The organism is Alloalcanivorax xenomutans (assembly GCF_900217905.1).
Classification (GTDB): Bacteria; Pseudomonadota; Gammaproteobacteria; order Pseudomonadales; family Alcanivoracaceae; genus Alloalcanivorax; species Alloalcanivorax xenomutans.
In genome coordinates this window covers 19,051-45,382 of sequence record NZ_OBMO01000030.1, presented here as the reverse complement: position 1 = coordinate 45,382, position 26,332 = coordinate 19,051, and the positions used below count along the sequence as shown (strand labels likewise).

The following is a 26,332-nucleotide window of genomic DNA, read 5'->3' as shown; positions in this document are numbered from 1 at the left end:
GCTGTTTCATGGGCTCGCCCTCGCTGTCGTTGACATGTTTAGAATGCCACCGTGGCGCCTAGACGCCTCGGCGAGGGCGAGTCCATCCGATTACAGCGGCTTCGTGAGAGTGTGCCTGTTCGCCTGCTTGTACCCGCGCTCTACTCAGGATTCGGTACGGACAGGCGCCGCCGATGCCGCCTCCGGCTGGCTCACCGCCAGACGCTGACGGGCCCGGCGCGCCAGCAGGCGATCACGGATCAGCCAGCCGCTGGCCCAGAACACCAGCCAGGGATCAATCAGATAGTCCCAGAGATTATCGGACGGCAGCAGACGCCAGGCGTAGGCCAGTTGCGCCACCACCAGAATAATGCAACTGGCATAGGCGCGGCTCAGCCAGGCCACCACACCCAATAGCAGCAGCATGCAGCTGAATATCAGATCACCGAACCCCCAGGCATACGGGTCCTCGTAGCTGGAACCCAGGCTCATCGGATAGAACCACAGAGCCAGAAACACCAGCAGCAGACAGGCCATTCGGGTCTGCCCCATGGAAAGGAACTGATGGCCGCGCAGGCGATGCAGAATGGCCAGCAACGCCAACATGCCGGAGGTCAGACTGAAGTCCCCCAGGTAACTGAGCACCCAGGGCGCCAGGCCATAAGGAAACGGCAGGAGCGACAACACCAGCACCGCGGCCGCCACCAGAGCACGGCGGCGTACCGGCCAGCGGCTGGACAGACGCAGCGACACCGCCACCAGAATAAAAGCGCAAACCACTACGGACACCAGCATCACCCTCTCCCCCCTTTGCCCGGCTGTCTGGCCGGCAACCAGGCATGCCGGATGGCGGATTTATTCCAGGTATAAAGCACGTGGAGATCACCATTGCTGGCTTGAATAACGTAGGGATAGTCGTATTGGAATTCACAACCGCGCGGGAAACACTTGTTGTGTTCCACCCGTTGCAGATAGGGCTGATCGCGGATAACGCCGAAGGTGCCTTCCAGTTCCTCGCCGATCATGTTGAGGAAGCGGTTTTCTTCCAGGTCGCCACCGCGCCAGGATGCGCGATTATGAAAGTAGATGCGATCGGTCCAGGTGCGGCCGCTGTCCCGGGTTTCGCGCATGCACAGATCGTCTCGTTCCACCGAATTACAGTTCGCCACCAGCAACCAATGCCCCTCGCTCAACGCCACACCGCCAACAGCGGCGCTGGGGTTGGGCAGTCCGGAGGAGACCAGCGGCGTCCATTCGACACCGCCGTCGTAGGTATCACTGCGGTAGAGCATGCCCGGGTGGTCGTCGCTCTCGTTGCGGAGGAAAGCGGTGGCGCGGTGCGGACTGTCCACCAGCACCAGCGGCTGAATCGCTTTGCGGCCATGGCCGATGCGGGACTTGTCCTGAATCCGGTTATCCTCATCCAGACGCAGCATCTCACCGAATTTGCCGATCATCTCATGATAGACCGGCAGCCCAACCGAGCCATCGGCGAATCGCAACGGCGGCGTCTTCACCAGCGTGCTGATGTTGAGGAAGGGCGAAGTGGTCAAGGCCCGATCAAACTTCCAGGATGCCCCCTGATCCCAGGATTCCAGCACCACCATACGGCTGGCGGCCCAGCCACCGAAGCTTACCGCCACCACGAACAGGCGCATGCGGCCGTTATCGTCGAGAACTGGCACCGCATTACCCAACTTGCGCACATGGCGGCCCCAGCCCTGGCTGATCTGATCCCGGCTGACCACGGTGGTTTCTTCACTCCAGACACCGGTGCCGGGATCAAAAACGGAGGAGTGAATGCCCACATCCTGGGCTCCCTCCCGGCTGCCGGCGAACCAGAAGGCACGCAGACGGCCATCCGGCAGCTCCACCATGGAAGCGGCGTGGACCAGAGCGGTTTCCGCATCGGAGGCGAAACGCATCTGCCACTGCCCATCGACCACATCGTGAGAGGGAACGTGTTCGGCTATAAAGGGAGGATCGGATTGCAGCGCATGCCCCGGCAAACCCGCCAGGAAAGCCGCTACCAACAAGGCGCCCATCCCCCAATGCATCCATTTGTTCAAGGCCATGTAGATCGGCTTCTTCTATTCGTATGAAAAACGAAGGTTAACACTGGTTACAATTTATCCTCTAGCGTTCTTCGCTCCGACCGCGGCGCTCAATATCCATTTACTTGCACTTGAGCCGCTATTTTTAACATTGCGCCGCATTAATAACGGAAATTCCGCCGAAAAACGTCGACTGCGGCAACACTTTGACAAAAGCGTAACAATTCCAAAATCCACCTGTCATATTCGGCCATCTGCTCTAACATAGTGCATATCCTTGTTTGGACGGACGTGTTCGGGCACGCAGTGGTGGATCGGGAGTCGCGGTCGTGGTCAACGCCCTTTTCTTTGTTTATTGCTGGTTGGTTTTCGTTCCTCTCATGGTCTTGGCCACCGTGGCACTGTGGATCCTGTGCATGGTGCTCAGCCCCTTCGTCGGGCCACGCCGGGCCGGGCGTCTGACCGCCGTGCCGTGGTCCCGCCTGGGCTTGCTGCTCAGTGGCGTTTCCGTCCACATCCATGGCCGCGAACAGCTGGATCCCGATCAGAGCTATGTGATCGTCGCCAATCATCTGAGCCAGTACGACATCTGGGTGCTTTACGGCCATCTGGGGGTGGATTTCCGTTGGGTGATGAAGCAGGAATTGCGGCGCGTGCCGCTGATCGGCTACGCCTGTGAAGTACTGGGCCACATCTTCATCGACCGGAGCAATCACGAGCAGGCTCTGGCCAGCCTGGAAAACGCCAAGCGCCAGTTGGTCGGTGGCACCAGCATCCTGTTCTTCCCCGAGGGCACCCGCAGCCGTAGCGGCGAGCTGTTGGCGTTCAAGAAAGGCGCTTTCCGCATGGCCCAGGATCTTGAGCTGCCGATTCTGCCCGTCACCCTTACCGGTACCCGCGACATCCTGCCGCCGGATACCCTGCGTATGCAGCCCGGTCCGGCGCGGATCACCCTTCACACTCCGATTATTGTCGACGGCGACGATGAGCAGGCAGTGGAAAACGCCATGGCGATCAGCCGCCGAGCCATCGCCTCCGCCCTGGAAAGCGGCCAGTTCAGCCCCCAGCCCGACTCCCACTGATCGACATCAGGGCCCGCCACCAGCGGCGTCACAGCCAGTCCCTCGCCGGCAATTGGCCCGTTCTGCATGATCGATGCCGGTACACTCCGCTCCACGTACTCATGGGGATTTCCAACATGAAAAGTTTCAAGGACAAGGTTGCGGTGATCACCGGCGCCGGCTCCGGCATCGGCCGCGCATTGGCCGGCCAACTGGCTGCCCAGGGCGCCAAACTGGCACTCTCCGACGTCAACGAGGCAGGCCTGCGGGAGACCGTCGAAGCGCTTGGCCTGGATTCGGAACGAGTCATGTCCAAGGTTTTCGATGTGGCTGACCGGGACGCGGTTTATACCTTCGCCGGCGAAGTGATCGCCCACTTTGACGCCGTCCATCTGGTCATCAATAATGCGGGCGTCGCTCTGGGCGCGTCCGTGGAAGAGATGAGCTATGAGGACTTCGAGTGGCTCATGGGCATCAATTTCTGGGGCGTGGTGTATGGTACCAAGGCCTTCCTGCCACACCTGAAAACCGCGGGCGAAGGGCACATCGTCAACGTTTCCAGTGTCTTCGGACTGATTGGCGTGCCGACCCAATCCGCCTACAACGCCGCCAAGTTCGCGGTTCGGGGCTTCACCGAGTCCCTGCGCCAGGAGCTTGAGATCGAGAACGGCGGGGTCTCGTGCACCACCGTGCATCCGGGCGGTATCAAGACCAATATCGCCCGTAACGCCCGCATGGGCAGCGGCATGGAAAAGATCACCGGCACCGATGCCGACAAGGCCCGCCGGGATTTCGAAAAACTGTTCCGCACCACCCCCGAGGAAGCGGCCCGGACCATCCTCAAGGGCGTGCGGGCCAACAAACGTCGGGTACTGATCGGCTCCGACGCCCTGGCCATCGATGGCATGCAACGGCTGCTGCCGACCAGCTACCAACGTCTGATGGTGGCCGGCCAGAAGCTGATGCGGCGCTAGGGCCTGTTCGCCCTACCCACCGCACCGGTCGTGGCGGCGGCAGCCCGAAGACAGGGACGATCCCACCACGACCGGACATCCTATGCAAAGACCGTTTTCCCAAGCCGCCGAGAACAACAAGGGGCCCATCGCCGAGATACTGGCCCACTATCTGGATCACGGCGACCTGCTGGAGATCGGCTCCGGTACCGGTCAACACGCCGTCTGGATGGCGCCCCGGTTCCCGGCTGTTCGCTGGCACCCCAGTGAACAGCCGGAGAACATGACCGGCCTGAACCGTTGGCTGGAGGCCCATCCCTGCCCCTCCCTGCAAGCCGCCACCATTCTGCGGGTACAGGGCCGCTGGCCGGAGCATCGTTTCCGTCACATCTACACCGCCAACACCTTCCACATCTTGTCCCGACCGCTGGTGGAGCGGTGCGTGCAATGTCTCTGTGAGCACCTGACGCCGCAGGCTCGTGCTTACATTTATGGCCCATTCAATTACCAGGGGCATTACACCAGCGACAGCAATCGCCGCTTCGATCTGCACCTCAAAAGCCAGTCCCTGAGCATGGGAATTCGTGACCAGGAGTGGGTGGCGGCCTTGTTTGCACGCCACGGACGTGTTTTATTGGCTGACCACGCTATGCCCGCCAACAATCGCCTGCTGGTATTCCACTGACGATTGTTTCCCGGGGGGCCCTTTCACTACTATGAATGACTGCATGGGCACAGGCCGACGTTTCCCTGATCCGGCCATTTCTTCCGTGATGGCCCGTGCTTTCCACCCGACGGCGAGAGCAATCCGAGCAACGTGATGCGACAAGACAAAACAAGCGATTGGGATCTGGACCAGTTCCAGGTACCGGAGAAAGAAGGCGAGGTCCGCTTCCATGACTTCGATCTGGAACTGCCTTTGATGCGCGGCATCGCCGAAACGGGCTTCCAGTATTGCACCCCCATTCAGGCGGAGGTGCTGCGCCACACTCTGGCCGGCGCGGATGCCATCGGCCGGGCCCAGACCGGCACCGGCAAAACCGCCGCGTTCCTGATCACGGTCATCAACGACTTGTTGCGTCACCCGCTGACGGTGCCCCGCTACGCCGGTGAACCACGCGCTCTGATCGTGGCGCCAACGCGGGAACTGGCGATGCAGATCGAAAAAGATGCGCTGCAACTGGCCCGCTATACCGACCTGCAGGTCATGAGCGTGGTCGGCGGCATGAACTTCAACCGTCAGCAGGAACGCCTGCAAACCCGTCTGATCGACATCCTTGTGGCCACCCCCGGCCGCCTGCTGGATTTCGCCAAACGCCGTGACCTGTGGCTGGACCGGGTGGAATCACTGGTCCTGGACGAAGCCGACCGGATGTTGGACATGGGCTTCATTCCGGACGTCAAACGCATCGTGCGGATGACGCCGTCAAACCGCCACCGGCAAACCCTGCTGTTTTCCGCCACCTTCAATGAGGACGTCATGGCGCTGGCCCAGCGCTGGACCGAGGACCCGGTGACGGTGGAAATCGAGCCGGCCCAGGTGACCACGGAGACCGTGGAGCAAAAGGTCTATATCACCGCCACGGAAGACAAATTCAATCTGCTGTATAACCTGATCATCAGTGAAAACATGGAAAAGGTGATCGTGTTCGCCAACCGCCGGGACATTACCCGCCGGCTCAACGACCGGCTGGTGAAAAAGGGCCTGAAAGTGTCGCTGATTTCCGGTGACGTGCCGCAGAATCAGCGCATGAAGACCCTGGAGCGCTTCCGCGCCGGCGACCTTCGGGTATTGATCGCCACCGACGTGGCCGGGCGGGGCATCCACATCGACGGCGTCTCCCATGTGGTGAACTTCAATCTGCCGGAAGATCCCGAGGACTACGTCCATCGCATCGGCCGTACCGGCCGCGCCGGAGCCAGCGGCGTGTCGATCAGTTTCGCCTGCGAGGACGATGCCTTCCTGCTGCCGCAGTTGGAAGAAGCCATCGGCATGAAACTGCCCTGCGAGCATCCGCCGGCACCGCTACTGGAAGACCGGCGTCAGGCCTGAAACATTCCTGGTAAGCGGAAAGACCAGCAAACGCAGCTCAACTCAACGCAACTCAACGAGGAAGGCGTCATGGCCCAGCGAATCTCACCGGAACAAGGCCGGGAAACTCTGGACAGCGGAGAAGCGTTGTTCATTGATGTGCGGGACCCGGGCAGCCATGCCATGGCGCGTATTCCCGGCGCCATGCCACTGACCCAGGCCAGCTTGGACGATTTTCTGGCCACCACGTCCCGTGACCAGGCCCTGGTGGTCTATTGCTACCACGGCCATTCCAGCCAGTCGGCCTGTGACTTTCTGACGGAAAAAGGCTTCACCCGGGCGGTGAGTCTGGACGGCGGTTTCGAGCACTGGCGCCAGGCTTACCCAGACCGGGTCGAGGAAGGCTGACCACGGCAAAGCCGGGGCGGAGCGCCCCGGCATAGCATACCCCGGCAAGATAGGCCGGATTCAGAACGCCCGGCCGATACCGACCATCCACACCAGCGGATCCAGTTCCACATCGATTTTATCCACGGTGGAGCCGTTCACTTTGAGGCGCGCCTCGGTATCGATATCCACCCGCCAGGCGGAGAGGTTGACGAACCAGGTGTCGCCCATGGCCAGATCCACCCCCACCTGAGCGGCCCAGCCCACCGAGTTGGACAGCGACACGTCGGCGTTGGCGCCCCCGATCAGCGGGCTGACCACGCCATCGTGGATGTTCTCGTCAAAGAAGTAGGTGTAGTTGACGCCGAGCCCCACATAGGGACGCACCGGCCCCAGCTCCGGCAGGTAGTATTGGGCCATCAAGGTCGGCGGCAGATGTTTGGTATCGCCAATGTCGGTACGGCCCAGCCCCGCGCCTTCCACATAGAGATCATGTTTGAACGGCGTGGCTGCCAGCAGCTCGACGCCGAAACGCGAGTTGATCATGTAGGCGACCGTGAAGCCGAACTGGGTATCGTTGTTCACATCCACCTTGGCGCCGGTCAACGGCGCCACCGAGAAAGCGTCACTGTCCACGCGGGGCGACACCGTGGCCGCGCCGGCACGTACCAAGATATCTCCGGCCTCGTACCCCTGGGCCAGACCCACACTGCCGATTAGCGCCAGCGCCAAGGCGCCACGTCCCCATAGTTGCATGTTTAGCTCCCTTCTTGGCTCATCATGTCCGCACCGACAATGGTGCCGTCCCGACCGCTCGGGTCTGGACACGAACCCTCGGCATCGCCAGGGTTCCGTGGTATTACACCCGGCTCATGGGCGCCGTCTCTTGTCGTGGATCAAGATCCAGAAGGATTCGACGGTCGGCGGCACAAGCAGTAAAACGGACAAAGCGGAACCGACACTGATGAAGCGGAAAGAACTGGCCGAAGCCTTACAGCAAGCTCATGTGGAACACGCCTGCCAGCGTCTGTGCGCGGAGGACTACTGGCACGACCTGCTGGACCAGGGCGTGGCGATAATCGCGGATAAGCCGCTGGGGACCCTGGTGGATGGCGAAGTGCTGGCTCAGGTGGTGGATGATTGGCTGGCGCATGTGGCCACCGTGGAAGGTCTGCAGCCGGTGATCGAATCCGTGGCCCACGCCCTGTTGAACCACGCCCGCCAGGATCCGGTGACCTTTGGCGAATTGCTCGACGAAGCCCAGTTCGAGGCTTTGCTGGAACAACTACTGCGACTGCGGAGTCTGCGTGAACGGACCATTCATGCGGTGCTGAATCATCCGCTGATCAGTCAGATGGTCAGCGAGATGCTCTATACCGGCATCAAGAACTTTCTGCTGGAAGAAAATGCTTTGGCCAAACTGCCGGGCGTCAGCAGCATGATGAAGCTGGGCCGCAAAAGCGTGGGCCGGGCCATGGGTGGATTGGAAGAGCCCATTCGTTCCTACCTGAGACAGAATATTCGTGCCACGCTCAAGACCGGTGAACAGTGGTTGAATCGGGAGTTGAGCAACGATCGCATCGCCGAGCTGGCACGCGATGCCTATGGCCGTATCGCCCCGATGAAGCCGGCGGCGTTACTGCGTGATGTGCCGGACGACACCTTGCCGGGCCTGGTGCGTCAGGGGGCTTTGTTGTCTGATCATGCCGCCGCGCTGGACTACAGCCGGAGACTGGTGATGGAAGGCATTCGCGCGGCAATCGAGGCCCTGATGGCATGGAGTCTGCCCGCATTGCTCCAGGCCATGCGCACCGATACGGCGGCGCGCCGCGACACACTGGCGCCGGCGTTGGCGCGTGGCGCGGAAGTACTAAAGGAGCAAGGTGTATTGAGCGCCTGGGCGGAACTGGCGCTGGGGGATTTCTACCAGAGCGAAGCGTGCTTGTCGGTGCTGGGGCAGGCGCTGCGGGAGTGAGGAAGGCCGGACGTCTGACACCAGACGTCCGGCGTTTTCTCCTTACAACCAGGTTTCCGCGTACTCCGCCAGCAGCGATCTCGGCACGCCATTGAGCTGCACCGAGCCGCCATGGGCGAAATGCTTGAAGCGTTCGGTCATATAAGTCAGCCCGGAACTGGTGGGCGACAGGTATGGCGTATCGATCTGCGCCAGGTTACCCAGGCACACCACTTTCGACCCTTCACCGGCCCGGGTGACGATCGCCTTCATCTGGTGCGGCGTCAGATTCTGGCTTTCATCGATCAGGATCAGCGATTTCTGGAAGCTGCGGCCACGAATGTAATTCATCGCCTTGAACTGGATGTTGGCCTTTTCCTTGACGTACTGGATGCTGCCGGAAGGATTCTCATCGTTCAGGTGCAACGCTTCGATATTGTCATTGATCGCGCCCAGCCACGGGTCCATCTTTTCTTCCTCGGTGCCAGGCAGAAAGCCATGCTCTTCCGCCAGCGGCGGCGTGGAACGGGTGGCGATGATTTTATTGAAGCGTTTCTGCTCCACCGTCATTTCAATGGCAGCGGCCAGAGCCAGAATGGTTTTGCCGGAACCGGCCGCACCGGTCAGGGTCACCAGATGAATGTCCGGGTCCAGCAGCAGGTGCAGCGCCACCGCTTGTTGAATGTTCATCGGCCTCAATCCCCAGGCCTGCTGATCCATCAACGTCTGCTCACTGTAGTGGCGCAAGGTGACCACACCCGCCTCCACCGACATGATTCGGCCAACGAAACCCTGCTCATCGAGAATGAACTGATTCGGGTACACCTCCTCGCCAAGAATGTCACCGACCAGCAGACCGTGCGACAGACGGTGCAAGGTTTCCGCGCCGTGCTGCTCGGTCTCCACCGCATCAACCCGGTCCCAGAACGAACCCTCCATCATGAAATAGCCCTGATTGAGCTGGCGGATATCGGAAACCAGCTGGTCGTTGTGGTAATCCTCGGAGTCAATCCCGCAGGCCCGCGCCTTCAGGCGCATGTTGATATCCTTGGTGACCAGCACGTAATGGCGATCCGGATCGGCGGCGATCATGGCCACCACGTCATTGATGATCCGGTTGTCGTTCAGATGTTCGGGAAGGCATGGCGGCGTCAGTCCGCTCTGTGGCATCAGAACGGTCAGTGTCCCCTGATGATGATTTTCCCCACGCTGAATGGGAATTCCCGCTTCCACTTCCGCGGGCGATGCTTTGCCGATGACCCGGTCGATCAAACGAATGGCCGCGCGGCAATCCGCGGCGGTATGGGACTTCCCGGTTTTCAACCGATCCAGTTCCTCCAGTACGGTCATCGGAATGACCACCCGGTGCTCTTCGAAATTCATCAGGGAGTTGGGGTCGTGGATCAGGACATTGGTGTCCAGGACGTAGGCTTTCGGGCGGTGTTCCGGTTCGTGATGGAGGCGGGATTGGGATGCTGCGGTTACGCTGTGCAAGGTGGCCGCGCGCTCTTCCATGCGTTTCCCCTTTCAAGGTTGCAGGACATGGCGACGGAGCCCTTCACAAATGTCACGCGATATGCGATTCACAAGTGACGTTCGCGCCCGCCGCCGATGGCTTTACCGGCAGTGCTGTTCGCCGAGCTTCAACAACAGTTGTTCCAGCGGATCGCGATCACTCCCGCAATGGCGGGATGTGAATTACCATAACCCAGCTTTTCTTCACTGACAACGATAGGCCTCTGAACATGGCATTGGAACATCCCGAGGTTCGCATTCCCCCTCCTTTGCTGCATCTGGGCGGCTTGCTGATGGGTTATGGCCTGGACCAGGCGCTGCACTGGACCCTGCCGGCGTGGCCCGGCCAGTACGCACTGGCCACGGCGCTGGCGTTGTTCGCGGTGCTGTTGCTGGCCGGCGCGATGGTGCAGTTTTATCGGCACCGTACCACGGTTTTGCCACATCGCGCGGCGCGGGAATTGATCACTGGCGGCGTCTTCCGCCTGACTCGCAATCCCATTTATCTGGCCTTCGCCTTGCTTCATTTGGGCTGCGCTCTCAGTCTTTCCAGTCCCGGCATGCTGATCATGCTGCCGCCGATTCTGTGGGTGATGCATCACCACGTGATCGCCGCGGAAGAAGCGTTTCACGAGCAACGGTTCGGGGATCAGTGGCAGCGTTATCGGCAGCGGGTACGGCGCTGGATTTGAGTTGTTTCAGCCACTGCGCCGGCAAGAGCCGGCCAGCGGTGAGGCTCAGCCGGCGGGAGCCGAAATGGCCGGGAACGAAACGGTGGGGACATACCGTGTCCGGCAGCCAGCCGAGCCGCCGGTAGCACTCCGCCACCAGCTCCGAACAGAACCAGCCGGAGCGACGGCGGCGTCCGGAAAAGCCACTCAGGGCGTCGTAGAAATTACACAGCAGATAGTTCTTGTAAGGCCGGTGCAGCAACCGCCGCACCAGCCGCTGCATCAATCGCTGCTGGAGCGGTGTCAGCGGTGGCCCTTCACGACGCCTTACCGCCACATCACCCGGATACTCCGCGATCTTGCGTGACAGCGGCACCAGCGCCACGCCCATCACCGGGTGTCCCAGTATCCAGTCCGCCGATTCACTCAGGCCGGTGGATTCCAGCACCAGCGGTTCCGCCACTTCCGGCAGGCGCACCACCATGCCCACATGGCTCCAGGGACTGCGGGTGAACCAGCGAATCACGGTACTGGTGACCCCTCGTCCGGCGAACAACAGCACATCCCCGGTTTCCAGGTTCAAGGCGAAGTTGTCGAGGCTCTGCATCACGGTGATTCCCGCCGCCAGCGTCAAGGGCAGAGTGGCCAGCGCGGATGACACTACACTGACAGTTGCATCGCAGTTCCATGACAAAAATGCAGCGCCGCAATCGTCATGAAACCTTAACCGGAATCCGCCATCCTGCCCTGTGCGCCTGCTTTGACGGGCGCCGACCGTCACCCACTGACGCGCGCCGATGGAACAACGCCTGTATCAATTTCAACGCCACCTGCCCGAATGGTTACACCTGGAGTCGCTGATCCGGCTGGGTCAAAGGCACCTGCGTGTGTATGACGTGGACACCATCCAGATGGGCGATATCACGCTGCCCTTGCGGGTGCTGGAGATGGGCAGCCGTTCCCCCGGCGCACCGGTGGTTGGCTTCTTTGGCGGCGTGCACGGCGTCGAACGGATCGGCTCCCAGGTGCTGTTGTCGTGGTTGCACAGTCTGATCCATCGATTGCAATGGGATGATCAATTGCACCGGCGGCTGGAACGGGTGCGGCTGGTGTTCATGCCGATGATCAATCCCGGCGGCATCTGGCGGCGTACCCGCAGCAACCCCAATGGCGTCGACCTGATGCGCAACGCCCCGGTGGATGCGGAAGGCAAGGTCCCCTTTCTGGCCGGCGGCCAGCGCCTGAGCCGTCACCTGCCCTGGTATCGGGGGCGCGCCGGTGAGCCCATGGAAACCGAGGCGCAGGCGCTGGTGAACACGGTGCGGCAGCGCCTGATGAACGCTCCGGTATCGATCAGCCTGGACTGCCACAGCGGTTTTGGCCGCCGCGACCGCATCTGGTGCTGTTACGCCCGCAGCCAGAAGCCCATTGCGCACCTCGCCGAGGTGTACCGTCTGAAACAGATCCTCGAGCACACCTACCCTTACCACCATCCTTATCTGATCGAACCGCAATCGGTGAACTACACCACCCACGGCGATCTGTGGGACTACCTCTACGACGAAGCCCGGGAGCAACACCCGGACCGGCTGTTCCTGCCGTTCACCCTGGAAATGGGGTCCTGGCTGTGGGTACGAAAAAACCCCCGCCAGCTATTGGACTTCTTCGGCCTGTTCAATCCGATCATCGGCCATCGCCACAACCGGGTGCTGCGTCAGCATTTGCCGCTGTTCGAATTCCTGGTGGCGATGGCGGTAAACGCCGGCAACTGGCTGCCACGCGGAGAGGCGAGGGAGAATCTGACCCGGCAGGCGATGAAGCACTGGTTCGGGTGATCCGGACGCCAAAGAGCAGAAGTCAGGCCTACCGCTCTGGTAATCATTCAATGAGATTATTTTGGGTTCATCGCCAGTTTGAAAGGATATGGTGTCACCCTCCATCGAGCACAGCGGAACCGTGCTACGCCTTTACCGGACCCGGCTCCGCTTCATGGTAATCGGCAACCATGGATGTCCTTTCAGCCGCTGCGGTCGCGTTAAATCCCAAGCCTGTTGCGGGCCTTTCCGGAGCGTGCGCCAAAGTGGCCCTGGTTTTGCATCATTTTGGGCACGCTTTATATTCGCCTGACGGCTTCGCCCTTATTTGTCATGAGGACCCACCATGAAATACTTGCTTCCCCTCCCCGCCCTTCTGCTCGCCGGTTGCCAGATGCTCAGCTACACGGCACCCACCGACGGAGACGTCGCCACCGTCACTTTCTCCAGCGACAACATCGCCGCACAACCAGTCGTATGCGTACCGGGCAAGGGCTTTCAGTCCACGCCCACTTCCCTGCAGCAGGTTCCCTTCGAGACCAAAGCCTTCGATGAACTGTTGAAGACCATGAAGAAAGCGCCGGAAGTCACCACGACCGTGCGAGCGGACGAGCAGGCGCGCATCGGTGTCATTTACCAGAAAGGTTCGGCGGGGAATCGGGATCTGTGCCGCGTCGCCGTGCAGTTCAACGCCCAGGCCGGCGCCAGCTACGCCGCTCGCTTCACCAACGACAACAATCAGTGCGGCCTGGAAGTGAGCGGAGAAGGCGGCCTGCAAGCGGACGCGGTCCCTGTTGACTGGAAATGCCCCAAATAAGCGCCCCACTTCGGTGCGCCGCACCATAACGGCGCACCACCCCTTATCGTCCTCTCCCGATTTTACCTTTCCCTCTCAGCCAGACCTTCGCATCCCACTGTTTTTTCTGGCTTTTTATATTTTGGCACGGACCCTGCTTTGCAAAGTGACAAGCCTCCCAGGCCAGTGCGCCAGGAGCGCACAACAGGACACATTAGAAACACTTGCCATTTGCAAAGAGGGTTGCACATGAAACACGCATTCGGGATGAAAAAAACCGTACTGGCCGCGGCGGTCGCCGCCGGCATGATCATGCCGGGCATGGCGGCAGCGGAAATCAGCGGTAGCCTGGGCATTTCCAACATGTATTTCTGGCGTGGTCAGGATATTTCCAACGGCGCGGCTCAGGTTTTCGGTAGCCTGGATTACAGCCACTCTTCCGGTCTTTACGCCGGTGTCTGGGGCAGTTCCGAAACCGATACCACCGAATATGATTTGTATGTCGGTTATGGCGGCGCCCTTGGTGACCTCTCTTATGACCTGTCCTACATCAGCTACAACTATCCCAACGACACCGAGTCCGACTTGCAGGAAGTTATCCTGTCATTGGGCTATGCCGGCTTCAGCGCAGCAGGTTATTTCGGCGTTGGTGATTACGGTCACGGCAGCGACTCCACCGACAATAAAGACAATTACTTTACCGTCGGCTACAGCTATGACAAATACAGCGTGTTGGTAGGTACCTGGGATCGTGACGAAGACGACACCAACTATACTCACGTAGATCTGGGTTATGCCCTGACCGATAACCTGAGCTTTACCGTCTCAAAAATTGTTGATGCAGATGATGGGAGCGAGGGGTATCACAACGACGACACTCTGTTCGTCGTGTCCTACGCCTTCGAGATCTAACAGAACCGCGCTGGTTCCCGGGCGGCGACGCCGCCCACCGTTTTTCACCGTGGGGCCTTCCCTGGTCCTCGCAAACAACGCAAGCAGGTCCCACGGTGCTTTTCATCCTCTTCGGTTAGTCCGCCAACGCCCCGGCGTTCAGATAAATCCCCAGCACATCATGATCGGACACCACCCGGGTACCGTCGTGATCGTAGAGCACGTCGTAGCGCCCGGCATTGCCACGGCTGACCGCCACTTTCTGGACATGCTGCTTTAGCGACGGGGAGAAAAAGATGTGATCCAGAGCCTGCGGACGGCACTGATGCCGGAAGGAATAACGTTCTTTCTCGGGCAATCGCGACCAGGCACTGATCAGGTCCCCGTTCTCGAATTGCTCCAACGGCTCGCTGAAGCGGCCACTGTCCGGCGCGCTGTTGAAGTCCCCCGCCACCACCACGGGCCGGGTCTGGTCCGCCGCCCAGCCGGCGATGGCGGCGGCCTGGCGCCGGCGCTTCGGCGCCACCCAGTCCTTCTGATTCAGATCCCGGGCACTGCGCAAATGGACCACCACCAGATCGAAGACCACCGGGGTGCGCACCTCGACCTTCAAGGGAGGCCGGGTGAACAACGGCTGCCGTTGGAAGCGGTCGTCGGCGAACAAGGCCTGGTGACGTCCCAGCGTGACCGGCGCCCGGTACAACAGGCCCACATCCATGCCCGCCGGGTCGTGCCCTTCCAGCAGCACCACCTTGTAGTCCGGCCCGCCCGCCGTGGAAATAGCCCGGCTCAGCGCCTTCAGCACCGTGGCGCTTTCCACTTCCTGCACCGCCAGCAAAGCCGGCGCCCGCAGGTCCCGGGTAATGTACCGGGCCACTGCCTCGAGGCGGGCCTGGTACACGGCTTTCGATAAAGGACGGTCGAGCGAGCTGTCCTTTCTGGCATCCCGCAGACGCCAGAGATTGAACGTGGCCAGACTGATCTGGCCCTCCTCCGCCGAGGGCAACGGACGCGCCGGCGCCAGATCACGGCAGTCCGCGAGTACCGGTCCGGTGACCAGCACCGCCGCGGCCAGAAGCCAGCACCGCCAGTATCGGCCGGTCATGTCAGGGCTCGTTGTGGCGCACCTGGAAGGCGCCACACAGGTCAGCATGATTCTGGAAGGCCAGACACACCTTCGGAGTCTCTCCCGCCTCCGGCACCGAGTCCATTTTCATCAGCATCAGATGGCGGCCACCGGGGGTAAAGGACAGACTCTTACCGGCCGGGATGGTGACTTCCTTCAGATGGGACATGCTGCGGCGGCCCTCACCATCGGTACTGGTGTCGTGCAACATGGCCATGCCGGCGAATTCCGCGCTGGCGCCGGTCAGCACCAGCGGCTGATCGGTATCGTTCACCAGCACGAAATAACCGGCCATGGACGGCGATACCGGCGGCACCGCGCGCAGCCAGGCCTGTTCGATACGTGCCTCCGCGAAGGCGCCGGAGCTGGCGGCCGCCAACAGCACCGCACTAAAGAAGCGTTTTAACATCGGCTACCACCTCGTCGATATTGAAATCCGCCGGATACAGCTTGCGCACCCGGCCTTGCTGGTCCAGCAGGTAGATATAGTCACTGTGGGAAAAGTCCGCGCCCCCACTGTCTCCCTCTTCTTTGATGAACACCACCCCGTACTGTTCCGCCACCTTCTGGATCGCCGGCACATCACCGGTCAGCCCAATGATGTCCGCTTTGAACCAGGGTAGATATTCGCGCAGATGTTCCGCGGTATCCCGTTCCGGGTCGAAAGTCACGAACACCGGCTGCACGCGGTCCGCCTCCCCCTGCTCTTTCAGATTCCGGTACACCTGGGACACGCGGGCCAGCACCGCGGGGCAGATATCCGGGCAGTGGGTATAGCCGAAGAACAGAATCACCACCTCGCCGTTCAGGGACGACAGACTGAACCGCTCCCCGTTGTGGTCGGTCAGGGTGAAATCCCCGCCCAGACGGGTATTGACCGGTAACTCCCTGGCCGGCTCGGAACAGGCCGCCAGTAACAGCACGGCGCCAGCGACCAGAATGCGGAAAAGGAATGCGCTTGTGAAACCGTCTTTGTTGTTCATACCTGTTAGCCATTATGAAGAAGATATCAGCGTCGGCCGCCCCGGTTTACCCGGTTTCACGGCTTACCCCCGGTCCCGCGCGCGCCCTGTTGACCCGATTCGCCGGCGGCTTTTCGATGACGCCCAGGGACCATACCCCCACGGCCGCGCCGTGGCCACGGGCCCGGCCGACATTTTGCCACCGCGACGGTTCGCAGTTTGATCAGGGCGGCGGTATAATTCGCGCCCATTTTCCCGGAGTGCCAGTGGCGGCCCGTTGTAGCCCATCACGGCGCCCGGCACACCCCGATGCGGCAAAATGACGCATCGGCATTGATCCACAACCACGGTTGAGCGACCCATGGCACGCAAGCTGTTTATTCAGACCCACGGCTGCCAGATGAACGAGTACGACTCGGCGCGCATGGCGGATTTGCTGGAATCCAGTCATGGCCTGGAGCCCACCGACAACGCGGACGAAGCGGATGTGCTGCTGCTCAATACCTGCTCGATCCGCGAGAAGGCCCAGGAAAAGGTGTTCCACCAACTGGGCCGCTGGAAACAGCTCAAGGAGCACAAGCCGGACCTGATCATCGGCGTCGGCGGCTGCGTGGCCAGTCAGGAAGGCGAGGCGATCCGTGATCGCGCGCCCTATGTGGATGTGGTCTTCGGCCCGCAGACCCTGCACCGGCTGCCCGGGTTGATCCAGCAGGCGGCCACCACGCGGGAACTGGCCATCGATGTGACCTTCCCGGAGATCGAAAAGTTCGACCGCCTGCCCGAGCCTAGCGTGGATGGCCCCTCGGCGTTCGTCTCGATCATGGAAGGCTGCTCCAAATACTGCTCCTTCTGCGTGGTGCCCTATACCCGTGGCGAGGAGGTCAGCCGGCCGGTGCGCCCGGTGTTGGATGAGATCCGTCATCTGGCGGATCTGGGCGTGCGCGAGGTCAACCTGCTGGGCCAGAACGTCAACGCCTACCGGGGCCAGGGCGCCAATGGCGAAATCCTGGACTTCGCCGACCTGCTGTTGCTGATCCGCGATATCGACGGCATCGATCGTATTCGCTACACCACCAGCCATCCGGTGGAATTCTCGGACGCCCTGATCCAGGTGTACGAGGAGATTCCGGAGTTGGTCAGCCACCTGCATCTGCCGGTGCAGTCCGGTTCCGACCGCATCCTGGCGCTGATGAAACGCAACCACACGGTGCTGGAGTACAAGGCCAAGCTGCGCAAATTACGGCGTATCCGCCCGGATATCTCCTACAGCTCGGATTTCATCATCGGCTTCCCCGGCGAAACCGACGCCGACTTTGAAGCCACCATGAATCTGATCGCGGATATCGGCTTCGACAATTCCTTCAGCTTCATCTACAGCGCCCGCCCCGGCACGCCCGCGGCGGATCTGCCCGATGACGTGCCCATGGCGGTGAAGAAGGAGCGCCTGCGCCTCCTGCAACAGCGCATCGCCCAGAATACCCAGGACATCTCCCGCAAGATGGTGGGCAGCACCCAGCGCATCCTGGTGGACGGTTTCTCCAAGAAGGATCCCGGCCAGCTCAAGGGCCGTACCGAAAACAATCGGGTGGTGAACTTCCAGACCGACGAACTGGACCTGATCGGCCAGTTCGTGGACCTGACCATCCAGGAAGCGCTGCCCAACTCCCTGCGCGGCACCGACTACCGGCGGGTGGAGTGATCCCCGGGGGCTGAACAGCGCCGGATCCGCTTAAACGCATATACGAATGGCAATTTGGTATAACCAACCCCCTTTAACCTCAGGATTGGTTATATAAAATGAGCCCTTTATGACTCACCATTCAAGGAGCCCGAGATGCGCGTCTTGCTGACCGCCGTCCTGCTGTCCCTGGCCTCGCTGGGAACCGCGCAACAAACCCTGTTGAACAGTTCCTACGACATCGCCCGGGAACTGTTCGCCGCCATCAACCCGAAATTCCAGGAGCACTGGAAGGCGGAGACCGGCGAGGACGTCACCATCAAGCAGTCCCATGCCGGTTCCTCCAAGCAGGCCCGCGCCATCCTGCAGGGCCTGAAAGCCGATGTGGTCACCTTCAACCAGGTCACCGACGTCAATGTCCTGCACGATCTGGGCAAGCTGATTCCGGCGGACTGGAATCAGCGACTGCCGAACAATTCCAGCCCTTACTACTCCACCACCGCCTTTCTGGTGCGCAAGGGCAACCCGAAGAACATCCAGGGCTGGGCCGATCTGGCCCGGGACGACGTCGATGTGGTGTTCCCCAACCCGAAAACCTCCGGCAACGGCCGCTACACCTATCTGGCCGCCTGGATGAGCGCGGTGGAACGCTTTGACGGTGACGAGGAGAAGGTCAAGGACTACATGGCCCGCTTCCTGTCCAATGTGTCGGTGTTCGACTCCGGTGGCCGCGCCGCCACCGTCACCTTCGCGGAACGCGAAATCGGTGACGTGCTGATCAGCTTCGAGTCCGAGGTAAACAACATCCGTAAGGAATACGGCACCGGCGACTATGAAGTGGTGGTACCGAAGACATCGATCCTGGCCGAGTTCCCGGTCACCGTGGTGGACAAGGTGGTGGACGAGAAAGGGACCCGCAAGGTGGCCACCGCCTATCTGGATTTCCTCTACAGCGAAGAAATCCAGCGGCTGCTGGCGTCCTTCAACTACCGTGTGCACAACGAGAAAGTAGTCGAAGAAACCGCCGACCGTTTCCCGCCGGTGAAACTGCTCAAGGTGGAAGACTACTTTGGCTCCTGGGAGAACGTGACCGACCAGCACTTCGCTTCCGGCGGCATGCTCGACGAGCTGCAAGCCAAGGCTCGGAGCCTGCGTTAATTGATCGCTCTGCTGCGCACCCGCCACTCGGTTCTGCCAGGCTTCACGCTCAGCTTTTCGCTGAGCGTGCTGTTTATCTGCCTGGTGATCCTGTTGCCTCTGTCCGGGCTGGCCATGCATGTGGCCGGCATGGGCTGGGACAACTACTGGGGGGTGATCAGCCATCCGCGCAGTCTCGCCAGCTTCAAGGTCACGGTACTTTCCGCCGCCGGCGCCAGCGTCATCAACGCCGTCGTCGGCCTGCTGCTGGCCTGGGTGATCACCCGCTATCGTTTTCCCGGCCGGCGGCTGATGGACGCGCTGGTGGATCTGCCGTTCGCGTTGCCCACCGCGGTGGCCGGCCTGACCCTGGCGGCGCTGTTCGCCGACAATGGCTGGCTGGGACAGTGGTTCTCGATCGCCGGCGTGAAGGTGTCTTACTCCTGGGTCGGCATCATGATCGCCATGAGCTTCACCAGCCTGCCGTTCGTGGTCCGTACCGTGCAGCCGGTACTGGAGGACCTGACCCCCGACGTGGAGGAAGCCGCCGCCACCCTGGGCGCCTCGCCCACCGCCAGTTTCTTCAAGGTGATCCTGGCACAATTGACCCCGGCCTTGCTCACCGGCACCGGCCTCGCCTTCACCCGCAGTCTGGGTGAATACGGCGCGGTGATTTTCATTGCCGGCAATCTGCCTTACGAAACCGAGATCGTCTCCTTGCTGGTGAATATCCGCCTGGAAGAATACGATTTTGCCTCCGCCAGCGCCCTGGCCTCGATCATCCTGATCGCCTCCCTGGTGCTGCTGTTCGGCATTCAGTCCATCCAGTCCCGTCTGACCCGCCGCTGGCGCGGCGGCTGACCCCCCGACGGTTTTCTTGATAAGGCTCAATCCCGGCCGGTGACGGCGGACCTATAGTCAGGATCATCTTTCCATGGCAAAGGACATGCGAGATGAATCCAAAGACCTCTCACTCCTGGCTGGTTGGCAGCGGCATCGCCAGCCTCGCCACCGCGGTATTTCTGATTCGCGACGCCGGCATGCCAGCGGAGCACATCCACATTCTCGAGGCTTCCGGCGAGGATGGCGGCGCCCTGGACGGCGCCCGCTCTCCGCTCCAGGCGGGTTTCGTTACCCGCGGAGGACGGATGCTGGAGGAAGAAGCCTACCAGTGCCTCTGGAACCTGCTCGAACACATTCCCTCTCTGGAGGACCCTCACGTCACCGTCCGACAGGAGATTCTTGCCTTCAATGAAAGAATCAAGACCGAATCCCATGCCCGTTTGGTCGGGGCCGGCCCGCGCATCCTCTCCGCCGCCGACTATGGCTTCAATGACCGCGACCGTCTGGAAATGATTCGCCTGCTGGCCACGCCGGAATGGGCGCTGGGCACCCGCCGCATCGACGAAATCTTTTCCGAGCACTTCTTCCGCACCCCTTTCTGGCAAATGTGGCGCACCACCTTCGCCTTTCAGAATTGGCACAGCGCCATCGAACTGAAGCGTTATTTTTTGCGCTTCGTGCAGGAATTCCCTCGTATCCACACCCTGTCCGGGGTACGCCGCACCAAATACAACCAGCACGACTCGATGGTACGCCCGCTGCAACGCTGGTTGCTGACGCAGGGCGTGGACTGGCGCCACGGCGCCCGGGTAACCGACGTGGACTTCGACGATCCCGGCGCCAGCCGCGAGCGGCGCGCCACCGGCCTGCGGGTCCACACCGGCTCCGGCGACACCCGCATCGACCTGGGCGAACGGGACAGTGTTTTTATCACCCTCGGCTCCATCACCGCCGACGCCACCTACGCCGGCAACGACTCGGTACCGGAACTGATCCGGGATCAGCGCGACGGCGCCTGGTCGCTGTGGCGGAACATCGCCCGCAAGGCACCGGATTTCGGGCGGCCCCTGGCCTTTTGCGGCAACGTCGACGAGAACAAGTGGGAATCCTTCACCCTGACGCTGCGCGACGGCGCCCTGCTCAGGCATATCATCGAATTCAGTAACAACGAGCCGGGCACCGGCGCACTGATGACTTTCGTCGACTCCGGCTGGCTCATGTCCATCGTCGTGCCGTACCAACCCCACTTCGCCGATATGCCGGAGGACCTTCACACCGTGTGGGGCTATGGGCTGTTTATCGACGCCCCCGGTGACTTCGTGAAAAAACCCATGAGCCAATGCACCGGCCATGAAATTCTCACCGAGCTGGTGCATCAACTGGGGGCCGGCGACCTGCTGGAGCAGGTGCTGGCCAGCACCGACGTCACCACCGTGATGATGCCCTACGCGTCCGCCGTATTCAGCCCCCGCTCGCCCCAGGACCGGCCCCTGGTGGTACCGGAGCGATCCGCCAATTTCGCCTTCCTGGGGCAGTTCACGGAAATGCCGGAAGATGTGGTCTTCACCGTCGAGTATTCGGTGCACGGCGCCATGCAGGCGGTCTACCAATTGTTCGGCGTGGACAAACCGATCCCGCCCATCTACCACGGACTGCTCGATCCCCGTGTGGGCCTGAAAGCTCTGGAAGCGGCCTTTCGCTGACAGACCCGGCGGTGTCGGGCGCCCGCCTGGCACCGTCATCCCGGCCACCACCGGCACCCTCCCCCGGGGAAACACGACGAAATCCCCGCTTTCCCCTTTATTTTGCTGACCCGGAATATAGAATCAGCACCATCTTTTTGAGCATCCCACCAGGAGCCGCTCGCGCATGCCTCGATACTGGCACCAATGGGCACTGATCGCCGCCGCCTTCGCCGCCGTCATTCTGATGCTGGTGCTGCCGCTGGCCTTGATTCTGCACCAGGCTTTCGCCCAGGGCGTGGCACCGGTACTCGAAGCCCTCTCCAGCAGCGATATGGGCCACGCCATCCGGCTCACTCTGGTGGTGGCGGCCATCACCGTCCCGGTGAATCTGCTGTTCGGTATCCTGCTGGCCTGGTGCGTGACCCACTATGAGTTTCGCGGCCGCAAGCTGCTTACCACCCTGATCGATATTCCTTTCGCCATGTCGCCGGTGGTGGCCGGCCTCTGCTATCTGGTGGTGTACGGCAGTCAGAGCCTGCTGGGTCAGTGGCTGAGCGATTGGAATGTGCAGTTGATGTTCGCTCTGCCGGGCATGGTGATGGTGACCATTTTCGTGTCCTGTCCCTACGTCGCCCGAGTGCTGATTCCGCTGATGCAGAGCCAGGGTCAGGACGAGGAGGAAGCGGCGGTTTTGATGGGCGCCTCGGGCTGGCAGGTATTCTGGTATGTGACGCTGCCGAAAATCCGCTGGGCGCTGCTTTACGGCGTGGTGCTCACCAATGCCCGGGCGGTGGGGGAATTCGGCGCGGTCAGCGTGGTGTCCGGCCTGATTCGCGGCGAGACCTTGACCCTGCCGCTGTTGATCCAGATGCTGCACGAGGACTACAACACCGTCGGCGCCTTCACTGCCGCCGGGCTGCTGGCCGCCATGGCCTTGATCACCTTGTTACTGAAAACCGTGCTGGAATGGCGTCAACGCGTTTAAAGGAAAGCCAGAAAGTGAGCATTCAAGTCGAGAATATCCGCAAATCCTTCGGCGCCTTCACCGCCTTGCACGACATCTCCCTGGACGTGCCCACCAATCAGTTGGTGGGGTTGCTGGGGCCGTCCGGTTCCGGCAAGACCACGCTGCTGCGCATCATCGCCGGTCTGGAACGGGCGGACGGCGGACGGGTGCTGTTCAATAACGAGGATGTCACTCACCTGGACGCGCGCCGCCGCCGGGTCGGATTCGTATTCCAGCAATACGCCCTGTTCCGGCACCTCACCGTGGCCGACAACATTGCCTTTGGACTGCGCCTGTTACCAAGGGCCGAGCGCCCCTCGCGCGGGGATATTCGCGACCGGGTGCGCGATCTGCTGGGCCTGGTGCAACTGGATAATCTGGCCGGGCGCTACCCGGCGCAACTGTCCGGTGGTCAGAAGCAACGGGTAGCGCTGGCCCGGGCGCTGGCGCTGAAACCGGAGGTGCTGCTGCTGGACGAGCCGTTCGGCGCGCTGGACGCCAAGGTGCGCAAGGATTTGCGCCGTTGGTTGCGGCGTCTGCACGAGCAGATCTCGGTAACCAGCATCTTCGTCACCCACGATCAGGAAGAGGCCATGGAGGTCTCCGACAAGGTGGTGGTGATGAGCCAGGGCCGGGTGGAACAAATGGGGTCGCCGCTGCAGGTGTACGAGCAACCGGCCAGCCGCTTCGTGTTCGATTTCCTCGGCCACATCAACAGCCTGGAAGGGCTCTACGATGGCCATAATTGGCGCTCCGGCGATGCTTTTCTGCGTCTCGACACCCAGGGCGCCTGCCCGGACGGCGCGCTCACGCTCTATCTGCGCCCCCACGAAGCGGATCTGGCGGCGGCGCCCACCGAGGCCGCCCATCTGCCGGTGCGGGTGGCCGGGCGCAGCGTGTTCGGCGGTACCGTGACGGTGGAGCTGGAACCCCAGGGCTGGGGCGGTGAGGTGCTTGAAGTGGAGCTGGACCGGGTGCGCTGGGACGCGCTCCAGCCCGACCGGCAGCCGGCCTTGTACCTGCTGCCCCGGCGGTTGCAAACGGTGACCTGCGACGGCGACCTGGGCCCCCAGGTGGCGCCGGCCTGAGCCCCTCTTGCCTGCCCCCCGGCGGGCAGGCTACAGTGCCGGGAAATCTTCCCCCGAAAGCGCTTTTCGGGGTATGCTGAATCCATCGCAACCGCCCGCGGGGCCTCGCTTCCCAACTTGGACACACCACTCGCTTCCCAGAAACTCCGTCTCGAACCCTACGATTCCCAGCGGCTCGCCAATCTCTGTGGCCGGCTGGACGAGCACATCAAGCAGATCGCCAAACGCCTGAGCGTGGATATCCACAATCGTGGTAATGAATTTCATCTGTCCGGTGACGAACGCTCGGTAAAGGCCGCCAGTTCCGTTCTGCACGATCTTTACGATCAGACCGTGGACGGCACCGACATCACGCCGGAGCTGGTCCATTTGCACCTGCAGCAATCCGGTCTGACCGACAAGCTGGACAATACCGTGGCCTTCCCCAGCGACGAGATGGTGATCCGCACCAAACGCGCCCGTATCCGGCCACGTGGCGCCCATCAACGGGAATACGTGCGCAATATCCGCCGTCACGACATCAATTTCGGTATTGGCCCGGCCGGCACCGGCAAGACCTGGCTGGCGGTGGCCTGTGCCGTGGACGCCATGGAGCGCGCCGAGATTCAGCGCATCCTGCTGGTACGGCCGGCGGTGGAGGCGGGCGAGAAGCTGGGCTTTCTGCCCGGGGATCTGGCGGAGAAAATCGACCCTTACCTGCGCCCGCTTTACGACGCCCTCTATGAAATGCTGGGATTCGAAAACGTGGCCAAGCTGATGGATCGCAACGTCATCGAAGTGGCCCCCCTGGCGTACATGCGCGGACGCACCCTGAACGGCAGTTTCGTGATCCTGGACGAAGCCCAGAACACCACACCGGAACAAATGAAAATGTTCCTGACCCGGATCGGCTTCGGTTCCCGGGCGGTGATCACCGGTGACGTCACCCAGGTGGACCTGCCGCGCCACCAGCGCTCGGGGCTGGTCAACGCCCTCGAAGTGCTGGCCGATGAACAGGACATCGGCGTCACCCGTTTCGACAGCCGCGACGTGGTTCGCCACCCGCTGGTTCAACGTATCGTGGAAGCTTACGACCGTCATGAACGGAATACCGACCCCAACCGTTGATATCCAGTGGGCCACGGATGCCCCGGACGCACCGGACGAGAGCGACCTGCAACGCTGGGCTCTGGCCGCCGCGGAGGCTGCCGGCGGCGTGGTCGGGGATATCACCCTGCGGATCGTCGACGACGAGGAAATCCGCGTTCTCAACCGCGACTACCGGGGCAAGGACAAACCCACCAATGTGCTGTCCTTCCCTTTCGACATGCCCGAAGGCCTGCCCGACGACGCCATCGCCCCGCTGCTGGGGGATATCGTTATTTGCGCGGACGTGGTCCGGCGCGAGGCCGCCGAACAAAACAAAACCGTGGAAGCGCACTGGGCGCATATGGTCATCCACGGCGTACTCCATCTGCTGGGTTACGACCATATCGACGATGACGACGCCGAACAGATGGAATCCCTGGAAATCCTCGCTCTTGCCGGCCAGGGCTTTCCGGATCCGTATAACTCGTTGCCCCCATAATTCACAAACCCATAATATCGAAACCATAACATGGAGCCTTACCCCTGATGTCGGACGACTATTCAGACCAGAACAACGGTCGAAGTTGGTTGGAGCGCGTTGGCCAGTTCTTCACTTCCACTCCCGGCTCCCGGGAGGAATTGCTGGATCTGATGCGCTCCATGCGCGACGGTCACGTCATTGACGGCGACACGCTTGGCATCATCGAAGGCGCCATCGGCGTCAGCGACATGCAGGTCCGGGAGATTCTCATCCCTCGCACGCAGATGGTCAGCATCCGTGCCAGCAGCGACCCCCGCGATTTCCTGCCCACCATCATCGAATGCGCCCACAGCCGCTTCCCGGTCATCGGCGATGATCCGGACGAAGTCATCGGTATCCTGCTGGCCAAGGATCTGCTGGCGCTGATTCTGGAGCCGGCCCGCATGGAACGCTTCCAGATCAAGGATCATGTGCGTTCGGCCATGGTGGTGCCCGAGTCCAAGCGCCTGGACTCGCTGCTGCGGGAATTCCGCATCACCAAGAATCACATGGCCATCGTGGTCAACGAGTACGGCGGCATCGCCGGCCTGGTCACCATCGAGGACGTGCTGGAACAGATCGTCGGCGAGATCGAGGATGAGCACGACATCGAGGAAGACGATTACCTGATCAAGGATCTGGAGAACGGCGAGCACACGGTCAAGGCACTGACGCCGATCGAGGATTTCAACGAACATTTTCAGTGCGAACTCAGCGACGAGGAGTTCGACACCATCGGCGGTCTGGTGATGCACGCCTTCGGCCGCCTGCCCGGACGCGAAGAGTCCATCGATCTGGGGCCGTTCCAGTTCACCGTGCTAAGCGCGGACGGCCGCACAATCCGGCTGCTGCGGGTCACTCACCGGCAGGATGATCCGGCTCTGGACGCCTCACCGGAGTAATCCTTCGGAGCCTTGGAGACATAGATTCGCAGGTCACTACGGAGCCACTGTGGAAGGCTTGCTTGCAAGCGAATCGTCAATTACTGGAAGGCGTATTCGCGGCCAAGGCCGCTTCCCACAGCAAGGGCTATCGTTCCTGACGATTTTTATGACCGCCGTCCATGGCGGTCACCCCGAGGGGCCGTCACCAAGGTGACGTTAAAAATCGTT

At 61.5% G+C, this 26,332-nt stretch carries 26 protein-coding genes and 1 pseudogene; 19 read left to right on the top strand and 8 right to left on the bottom strand.

Annotated elements, in window-relative coordinates; genetic code table 11:
- Positions 1–144: 144 nt before the first annotated feature.
- A complete protein-coding gene (locus tag CRO06_RS18850; protein ID WP_022996087.1) occupies positions 145–774 on the bottom strand; it encodes a hypothetical protein in 630 nt (209 codons plus the stop codon).
- Positions 774–2,054: a sialidase family protein gene (locus CRO06_RS18845; RefSeq protein ID WP_026949581.1), complete on the bottom strand. Its 1,281-nt coding sequence runs from the start codon at positions 2,052–2,054 to the stop codon at positions 774–776. Before CRO06_RS18845 ends, CRO06_RS18850 begins: the two co-directional genes overlap by 1 nt.
- Positions 2,055–2,362: 308 nt before the next feature.
- On the opposite strand from CRO06_RS18845, the gene CRO06_RS18840 reads away from it, so the two are divergent.
- The 5 genes from CRO06_RS18840 to glpE all read left to right on the top strand — a co-directional run bounded on the left by CRO06_RS18840 (position 2,363) and on the right by glpE (position 6,487).
- Positions 2,363–3,115 (top strand): lysophospholipid acyltransferase family protein, encoded by a 753-nt coding sequence (locus tag CRO06_RS18840; protein ID WP_167374817.1) that lies wholly within the window; start codon positions 2,363–2,365, stop codon positions 3,113–3,115.
- Positions 3,116–3,231: 116 nt separating this feature from the next.
- Positions 3,232–4,068: an SDR family NAD(P)-dependent oxidoreductase gene (locus CRO06_RS18835; protein ID WP_097059137.1), complete on the top strand. Its 837-nt coding sequence runs from the start codon at positions 3,232–3,234 to the stop codon at positions 4,066–4,068.
- Positions 4,069–4,150: 82 nt separating this feature from the next.
- Positions 4,151–4,732, top strand: coding sequence for a DUF938 domain-containing protein (locus CRO06_RS18830; RefSeq protein ID WP_097059136.1), 582 nt, complete (start codon positions 4,151–4,153; stop codon positions 4,730–4,732).
- Between the two features lie 135 nt (positions 4,733–4,867).
- Positions 4,868–6,100 carry an ATP-dependent RNA helicase RhlB gene (rhlB, locus tag CRO06_RS18825; RefSeq protein ID WP_022996081.1) on the top strand — a complete coding sequence of 411 codons (1,233 nt, stop codon included), beginning with the start codon at positions 4,868–4,870 and terminating at the stop codon, positions 6,098–6,100.
- A gap of 69 nt (positions 6,101–6,169) precedes the next feature.
- Positions 6,170–6,487 carry a thiosulfate sulfurtransferase GlpE gene (gene glpE / locus CRO06_RS18820; RefSeq protein WP_022996080.1) on the top strand — a complete coding sequence of 106 codons (318 nt, stop codon included), beginning with the start codon at positions 6,170–6,172 and terminating at the stop codon, positions 6,485–6,487.
- 60 nt (positions 6,488–6,547) lie between these two features.
- Here glpE and CRO06_RS18815 read toward each other — a convergent pair whose 3' ends face one another.
- Entirely contained in the window at positions 6,548–7,222 is a 675-nt protein-coding gene (locus CRO06_RS18815) for an OmpW/AlkL family protein (protein ID WP_014993480.1), read from the bottom strand.
- 208 nt (positions 7,223–7,430) lie between these two features.
- Between CRO06_RS18815 and CRO06_RS18810 the strand changes: the two genes are divergently transcribed.
- Positions 7,431–8,441, top strand: coding sequence for a hypothetical protein (locus CRO06_RS18810; protein WP_022996079.1), 1,011 nt, complete (start codon positions 7,431–7,433; stop codon positions 8,439–8,441).
- Between the two features lie 42 nt (positions 8,442–8,483).
- On the opposite strand, the gene CRO06_RS18805 is transcribed toward CRO06_RS18810, so the two are convergent.
- Positions 8,484–9,935 carry a PhoH family protein gene (locus CRO06_RS18805; RefSeq protein ID WP_022996078.1) on the bottom strand — a complete coding sequence of 484 codons (1,452 nt, stop codon included), beginning with the start codon at positions 9,933–9,935 and terminating at the stop codon, positions 8,484–8,486.
- Positions 9,936–10,165: 230 nt separating this feature from the next.
- On the opposite strand from CRO06_RS18805, the pseudogene CRO06_RS20345 reads away from it, so the two are divergent.
- Positions 10,166–10,525 (top strand): annotated as a pseudogene (locus tag CRO06_RS20345) (methyltransferase family protein); the annotation flags it as partial.
- Here the strand turns inward: CRO06_RS20345 and CRO06_RS18795 are convergent.
- Complete coding sequence (locus CRO06_RS18795) at positions 10,503–11,267, bottom strand: YiiX/YebB-like N1pC/P60 family cysteine hydrolase (protein ID WP_022996076.1); 765 nt, start codon at positions 11,265–11,267, stop codon at positions 10,503–10,505. The pseudogene CRO06_RS20345 and the gene CRO06_RS18795 sit on opposite strands and share 23 nt — an antisense overlap.
- Before the next feature lie 136 nt (positions 11,268–11,403).
- Between CRO06_RS18795 and CRO06_RS18790 the strand changes: the two genes are divergently transcribed.
- The 3 genes from CRO06_RS18790 (at position 11,404) to CRO06_RS18780 (ending at position 14,128) form a co-directional block, all read left to right on the top strand.
- Positions 11,404–12,441 (top strand): M14 family zinc carboxypeptidase, encoded by a 1,038-nt coding sequence (locus tag CRO06_RS18790; RefSeq protein ID WP_055098734.1) that lies wholly within the window; start codon positions 11,404–11,406, stop codon positions 12,439–12,441.
- A 325-nt stretch (positions 12,442–12,766) separates the two neighbouring features.
- Positions 12,767–13,237: a hypothetical protein gene (locus tag CRO06_RS18785; protein WP_022996074.1), complete on the top strand. Its 471-nt coding sequence runs from the start codon at positions 12,767–12,769 to the stop codon at positions 13,235–13,237.
- Positions 13,238–13,465: 228 nt separating this feature from the next.
- Positions 13,466–14,128, top strand: a complete 663-nt coding sequence (locus tag CRO06_RS18780; RefSeq protein ID WP_097059134.1) for a TorF family putative porin — start codon at positions 13,466–13,468, stop codon at positions 14,126–14,128.
- Positions 14,129–14,243: 115 nt separating this feature from the next.
- Here CRO06_RS18780 and CRO06_RS18775 read toward each other — a convergent pair whose 3' ends face one another.
- The 3 genes from CRO06_RS18775 to CRO06_RS18765 are packed head-to-tail and all read right to left on the bottom strand — an operon-like array spanning position 14,244 to position 16,216.
- Entirely contained in the window at positions 14,244–15,212 is a 969-nt protein-coding gene (locus CRO06_RS18775) for an endonuclease/exonuclease/phosphatase family protein (protein ID WP_080530574.1), read from the bottom strand.
- A gap of 1 nt (position 15,213) precedes the next feature.
- Complete coding sequence (locus CRO06_RS18770; protein WP_097059133.1) at positions 15,214–15,642, bottom strand: copper chaperone PCu(A)C; 429 nt, start codon at positions 15,640–15,642, stop codon at positions 15,214–15,216.
- A complete protein-coding gene (locus CRO06_RS18765) occupies positions 15,623–16,216 on the bottom strand; it encodes an SCO family protein (RefSeq protein ID WP_097059132.1) in 594 nt (197 codons plus the stop codon). The genes CRO06_RS18770 and CRO06_RS18765 overlap by 20 nt, the downstream gene beginning before the upstream one ends.
- Before the next feature lie 340 nt (positions 16,217–16,556).
- On the opposite strand from CRO06_RS18765, the gene miaB reads away from it, so the two are divergent.
- From miaB to CRO06_RS18720, 9 genes are all read left to right on the top strand, one after another.
- A complete protein-coding gene (miaB, locus tag CRO06_RS18760; RefSeq protein WP_055098738.1) occupies positions 16,557–17,894 on the top strand; it encodes a tRNA (N6-isopentenyl adenosine(37)-C2)-methylthiotransferase MiaB in 1,338 nt (445 codons plus the stop codon).
- A gap of 135 nt (positions 17,895–18,029) precedes the next feature.
- A complete protein-coding gene (gene cysP / locus CRO06_RS18755; protein ID WP_022996068.1) occupies positions 18,030–19,031 on the top strand; it encodes a thiosulfate ABC transporter substrate-binding protein CysP in 1,002 nt (333 codons plus the stop codon).
- Positions 19,032–19,871 (top strand): sulfate ABC transporter permease subunit CysT, encoded by an 840-nt coding sequence (cysT, locus tag CRO06_RS18750; RefSeq protein ID WP_055098739.1) that lies wholly within the window; start codon positions 19,032–19,034, stop codon positions 19,869–19,871.
- Between the two features lie 92 nt (positions 19,872–19,963).
- On the top strand, positions 19,964–21,556 hold the full coding sequence (locus CRO06_RS18745) for an oleate hydratase (protein ID WP_097059131.1): 1,593 nt from the start codon (positions 19,964–19,966) through the stop codon (positions 21,554–21,556).
- 166 nt (positions 21,557–21,722) lie between these two features.
- Positions 21,723–22,523 carry a sulfate ABC transporter permease subunit CysW gene (gene cysW, locus CRO06_RS18740; RefSeq protein WP_022996063.1) on the top strand — a complete coding sequence of 267 codons (801 nt, stop codon included), beginning with the start codon at positions 21,723–21,725 and terminating at the stop codon, positions 22,521–22,523.
- A gap of 14 nt (positions 22,524–22,537) precedes the next feature.
- Complete coding sequence (locus tag CRO06_RS18735) at positions 22,538–23,632, top strand: sulfate/molybdate ABC transporter ATP-binding protein (RefSeq protein ID WP_022996062.1); 1,095 nt, start codon at positions 22,538–22,540, stop codon at positions 23,630–23,632.
- Between the two features lie 117 nt (positions 23,633–23,749).
- Positions 23,750–24,739 carry a PhoH family protein gene (locus CRO06_RS18730; RefSeq protein ID WP_022996061.1) on the top strand — a complete coding sequence of 330 codons (990 nt, stop codon included), beginning with the start codon at positions 23,750–23,752 and terminating at the stop codon, positions 24,737–24,739.
- Positions 24,711–25,199, top strand: a complete 489-nt coding sequence (gene ybeY / locus CRO06_RS18725; RefSeq protein WP_022996060.1) for an rRNA maturation RNase YbeY — start codon at positions 24,711–24,713, stop codon at positions 25,197–25,199. Before CRO06_RS18730 ends, ybeY begins: the two co-directional genes overlap by 29 nt.
- Positions 25,200–25,246: 47 nt before the next feature.
- Complete coding sequence (locus tag CRO06_RS18720) at positions 25,247–26,122, top strand: CorC family transporter (protein ID WP_022996059.1); 876 nt, start codon at positions 25,247–25,249, stop codon at positions 26,120–26,122.
- Positions 26,123–26,332 lie beyond the last annotated feature (210 nt).

Coding starts and splice junctions, on each gene's coding strand:
- CRO06_RS18850 (WP_022996087.1), bottom strand. CDS start 774: ATGCTGGTGTCCGTAGTGGTTTGCGCTTTTATTCTGGTGGCGGTGTCG.
- CRO06_RS18845 (WP_026949581.1), bottom strand. CDS start 2,054: ATGGCCTTGAACAAATGGATGCATTGGGGGATGGGCGCCTTGTTGGTA.
- CRO06_RS18835 (WP_097059137.1), top strand. CDS start 3,232: ATGAAAAGTTTCAAGGACAAGGTTGCGGTGATCACCGGCGCCGGCTCC.
- CRO06_RS18830 (WP_097059136.1), top strand. CDS start 4,151: ATGCAAAGACCGTTTTCCCAAGCCGCCGAGAACAACAAGGGGCCCATC.
- rhlB (WP_022996081.1), top strand. CDS start 4,868: ATGCGACAAGACAAAACAAGCGATTGGGATCTGGACCAGTTCCAGGTA.
- glpE (WP_022996080.1), top strand. CDS start 6,170: ATGGCCCAGCGAATCTCACCGGAACAAGGCCGGGAAACTCTGGACAGC.
- CRO06_RS18815 (WP_014993480.1), bottom strand. CDS start 7,222: ATGCAACTATGGGGACGTGGCGCCTTGGCGCTGGCGCTAATCGGCAGT.
- CRO06_RS18810 (WP_022996079.1), top strand. CDS start 7,431: ATGAAGCGGAAAGAACTGGCCGAAGCCTTACAGCAAGCTCATGTGGAA.
- CRO06_RS18805 (WP_022996078.1), bottom strand. CDS start 9,935: ATGGAAGAGCGCGCGGCCACCTTGCACAGCGTAACCGCAGCATCCCAA.
- CRO06_RS18790 (WP_055098734.1), top strand. CDS start 11,404: ATGGAACAACGCCTGTATCAATTTCAACGCCACCTGCCCGAATGGTTA.
- CRO06_RS18785 (WP_022996074.1), top strand. CDS start 12,767: ATGAAATACTTGCTTCCCCTCCCCGCCCTTCTGCTCGCCGGTTGCCAG.
- CRO06_RS18780 (WP_097059134.1), top strand. CDS start 13,466: ATGAAACACGCATTCGGGATGAAAAAAACCGTACTGGCCGCGGCGGTC.
- CRO06_RS18775 (WP_080530574.1), bottom strand. CDS start 15,212: ATGACCGGCCGATACTGGCGGTGCTGGCTTCTGGCCGCGGCGGTGCTG.
- CRO06_RS18770 (WP_097059133.1), bottom strand. CDS start 15,642: ATGTTAAAACGCTTCTTTAGTGCGGTGCTGTTGGCGGCCGCCAGCTCC.
- CRO06_RS18765 (WP_097059132.1), bottom strand. CDS start 16,216: ATGAACAACAAAGACGGTTTCACAAGCGCATTCCTTTTCCGCATTCTG.
- miaB (WP_055098738.1), top strand. CDS start 16,557: ATGGCACGCAAGCTGTTTATTCAGACCCACGGCTGCCAGATGAACGAG.
- cysP (WP_022996068.1), top strand. CDS start 18,030: ATGCGCGTCTTGCTGACCGCCGTCCTGCTGTCCCTGGCCTCGCTGGGA.
- CRO06_RS18745 (WP_097059131.1), top strand. CDS start 19,964: ATGAATCCAAAGACCTCTCACTCCTGGCTGGTTGGCAGCGGCATCGCC.
- cysW (WP_022996063.1), top strand. CDS start 21,723: ATGCCTCGATACTGGCACCAATGGGCACTGATCGCCGCCGCCTTCGCC.
- ybeY (WP_022996060.1), top strand. CDS start 24,711: ATGAACGGAATACCGACCCCAACCGTTGATATCCAGTGGGCCACGGAT.
- CRO06_RS18720 (WP_022996059.1), top strand. CDS start 25,247: ATGTCGGACGACTATTCAGACCAGAACAACGGTCGAAGTTGGTTGGAG.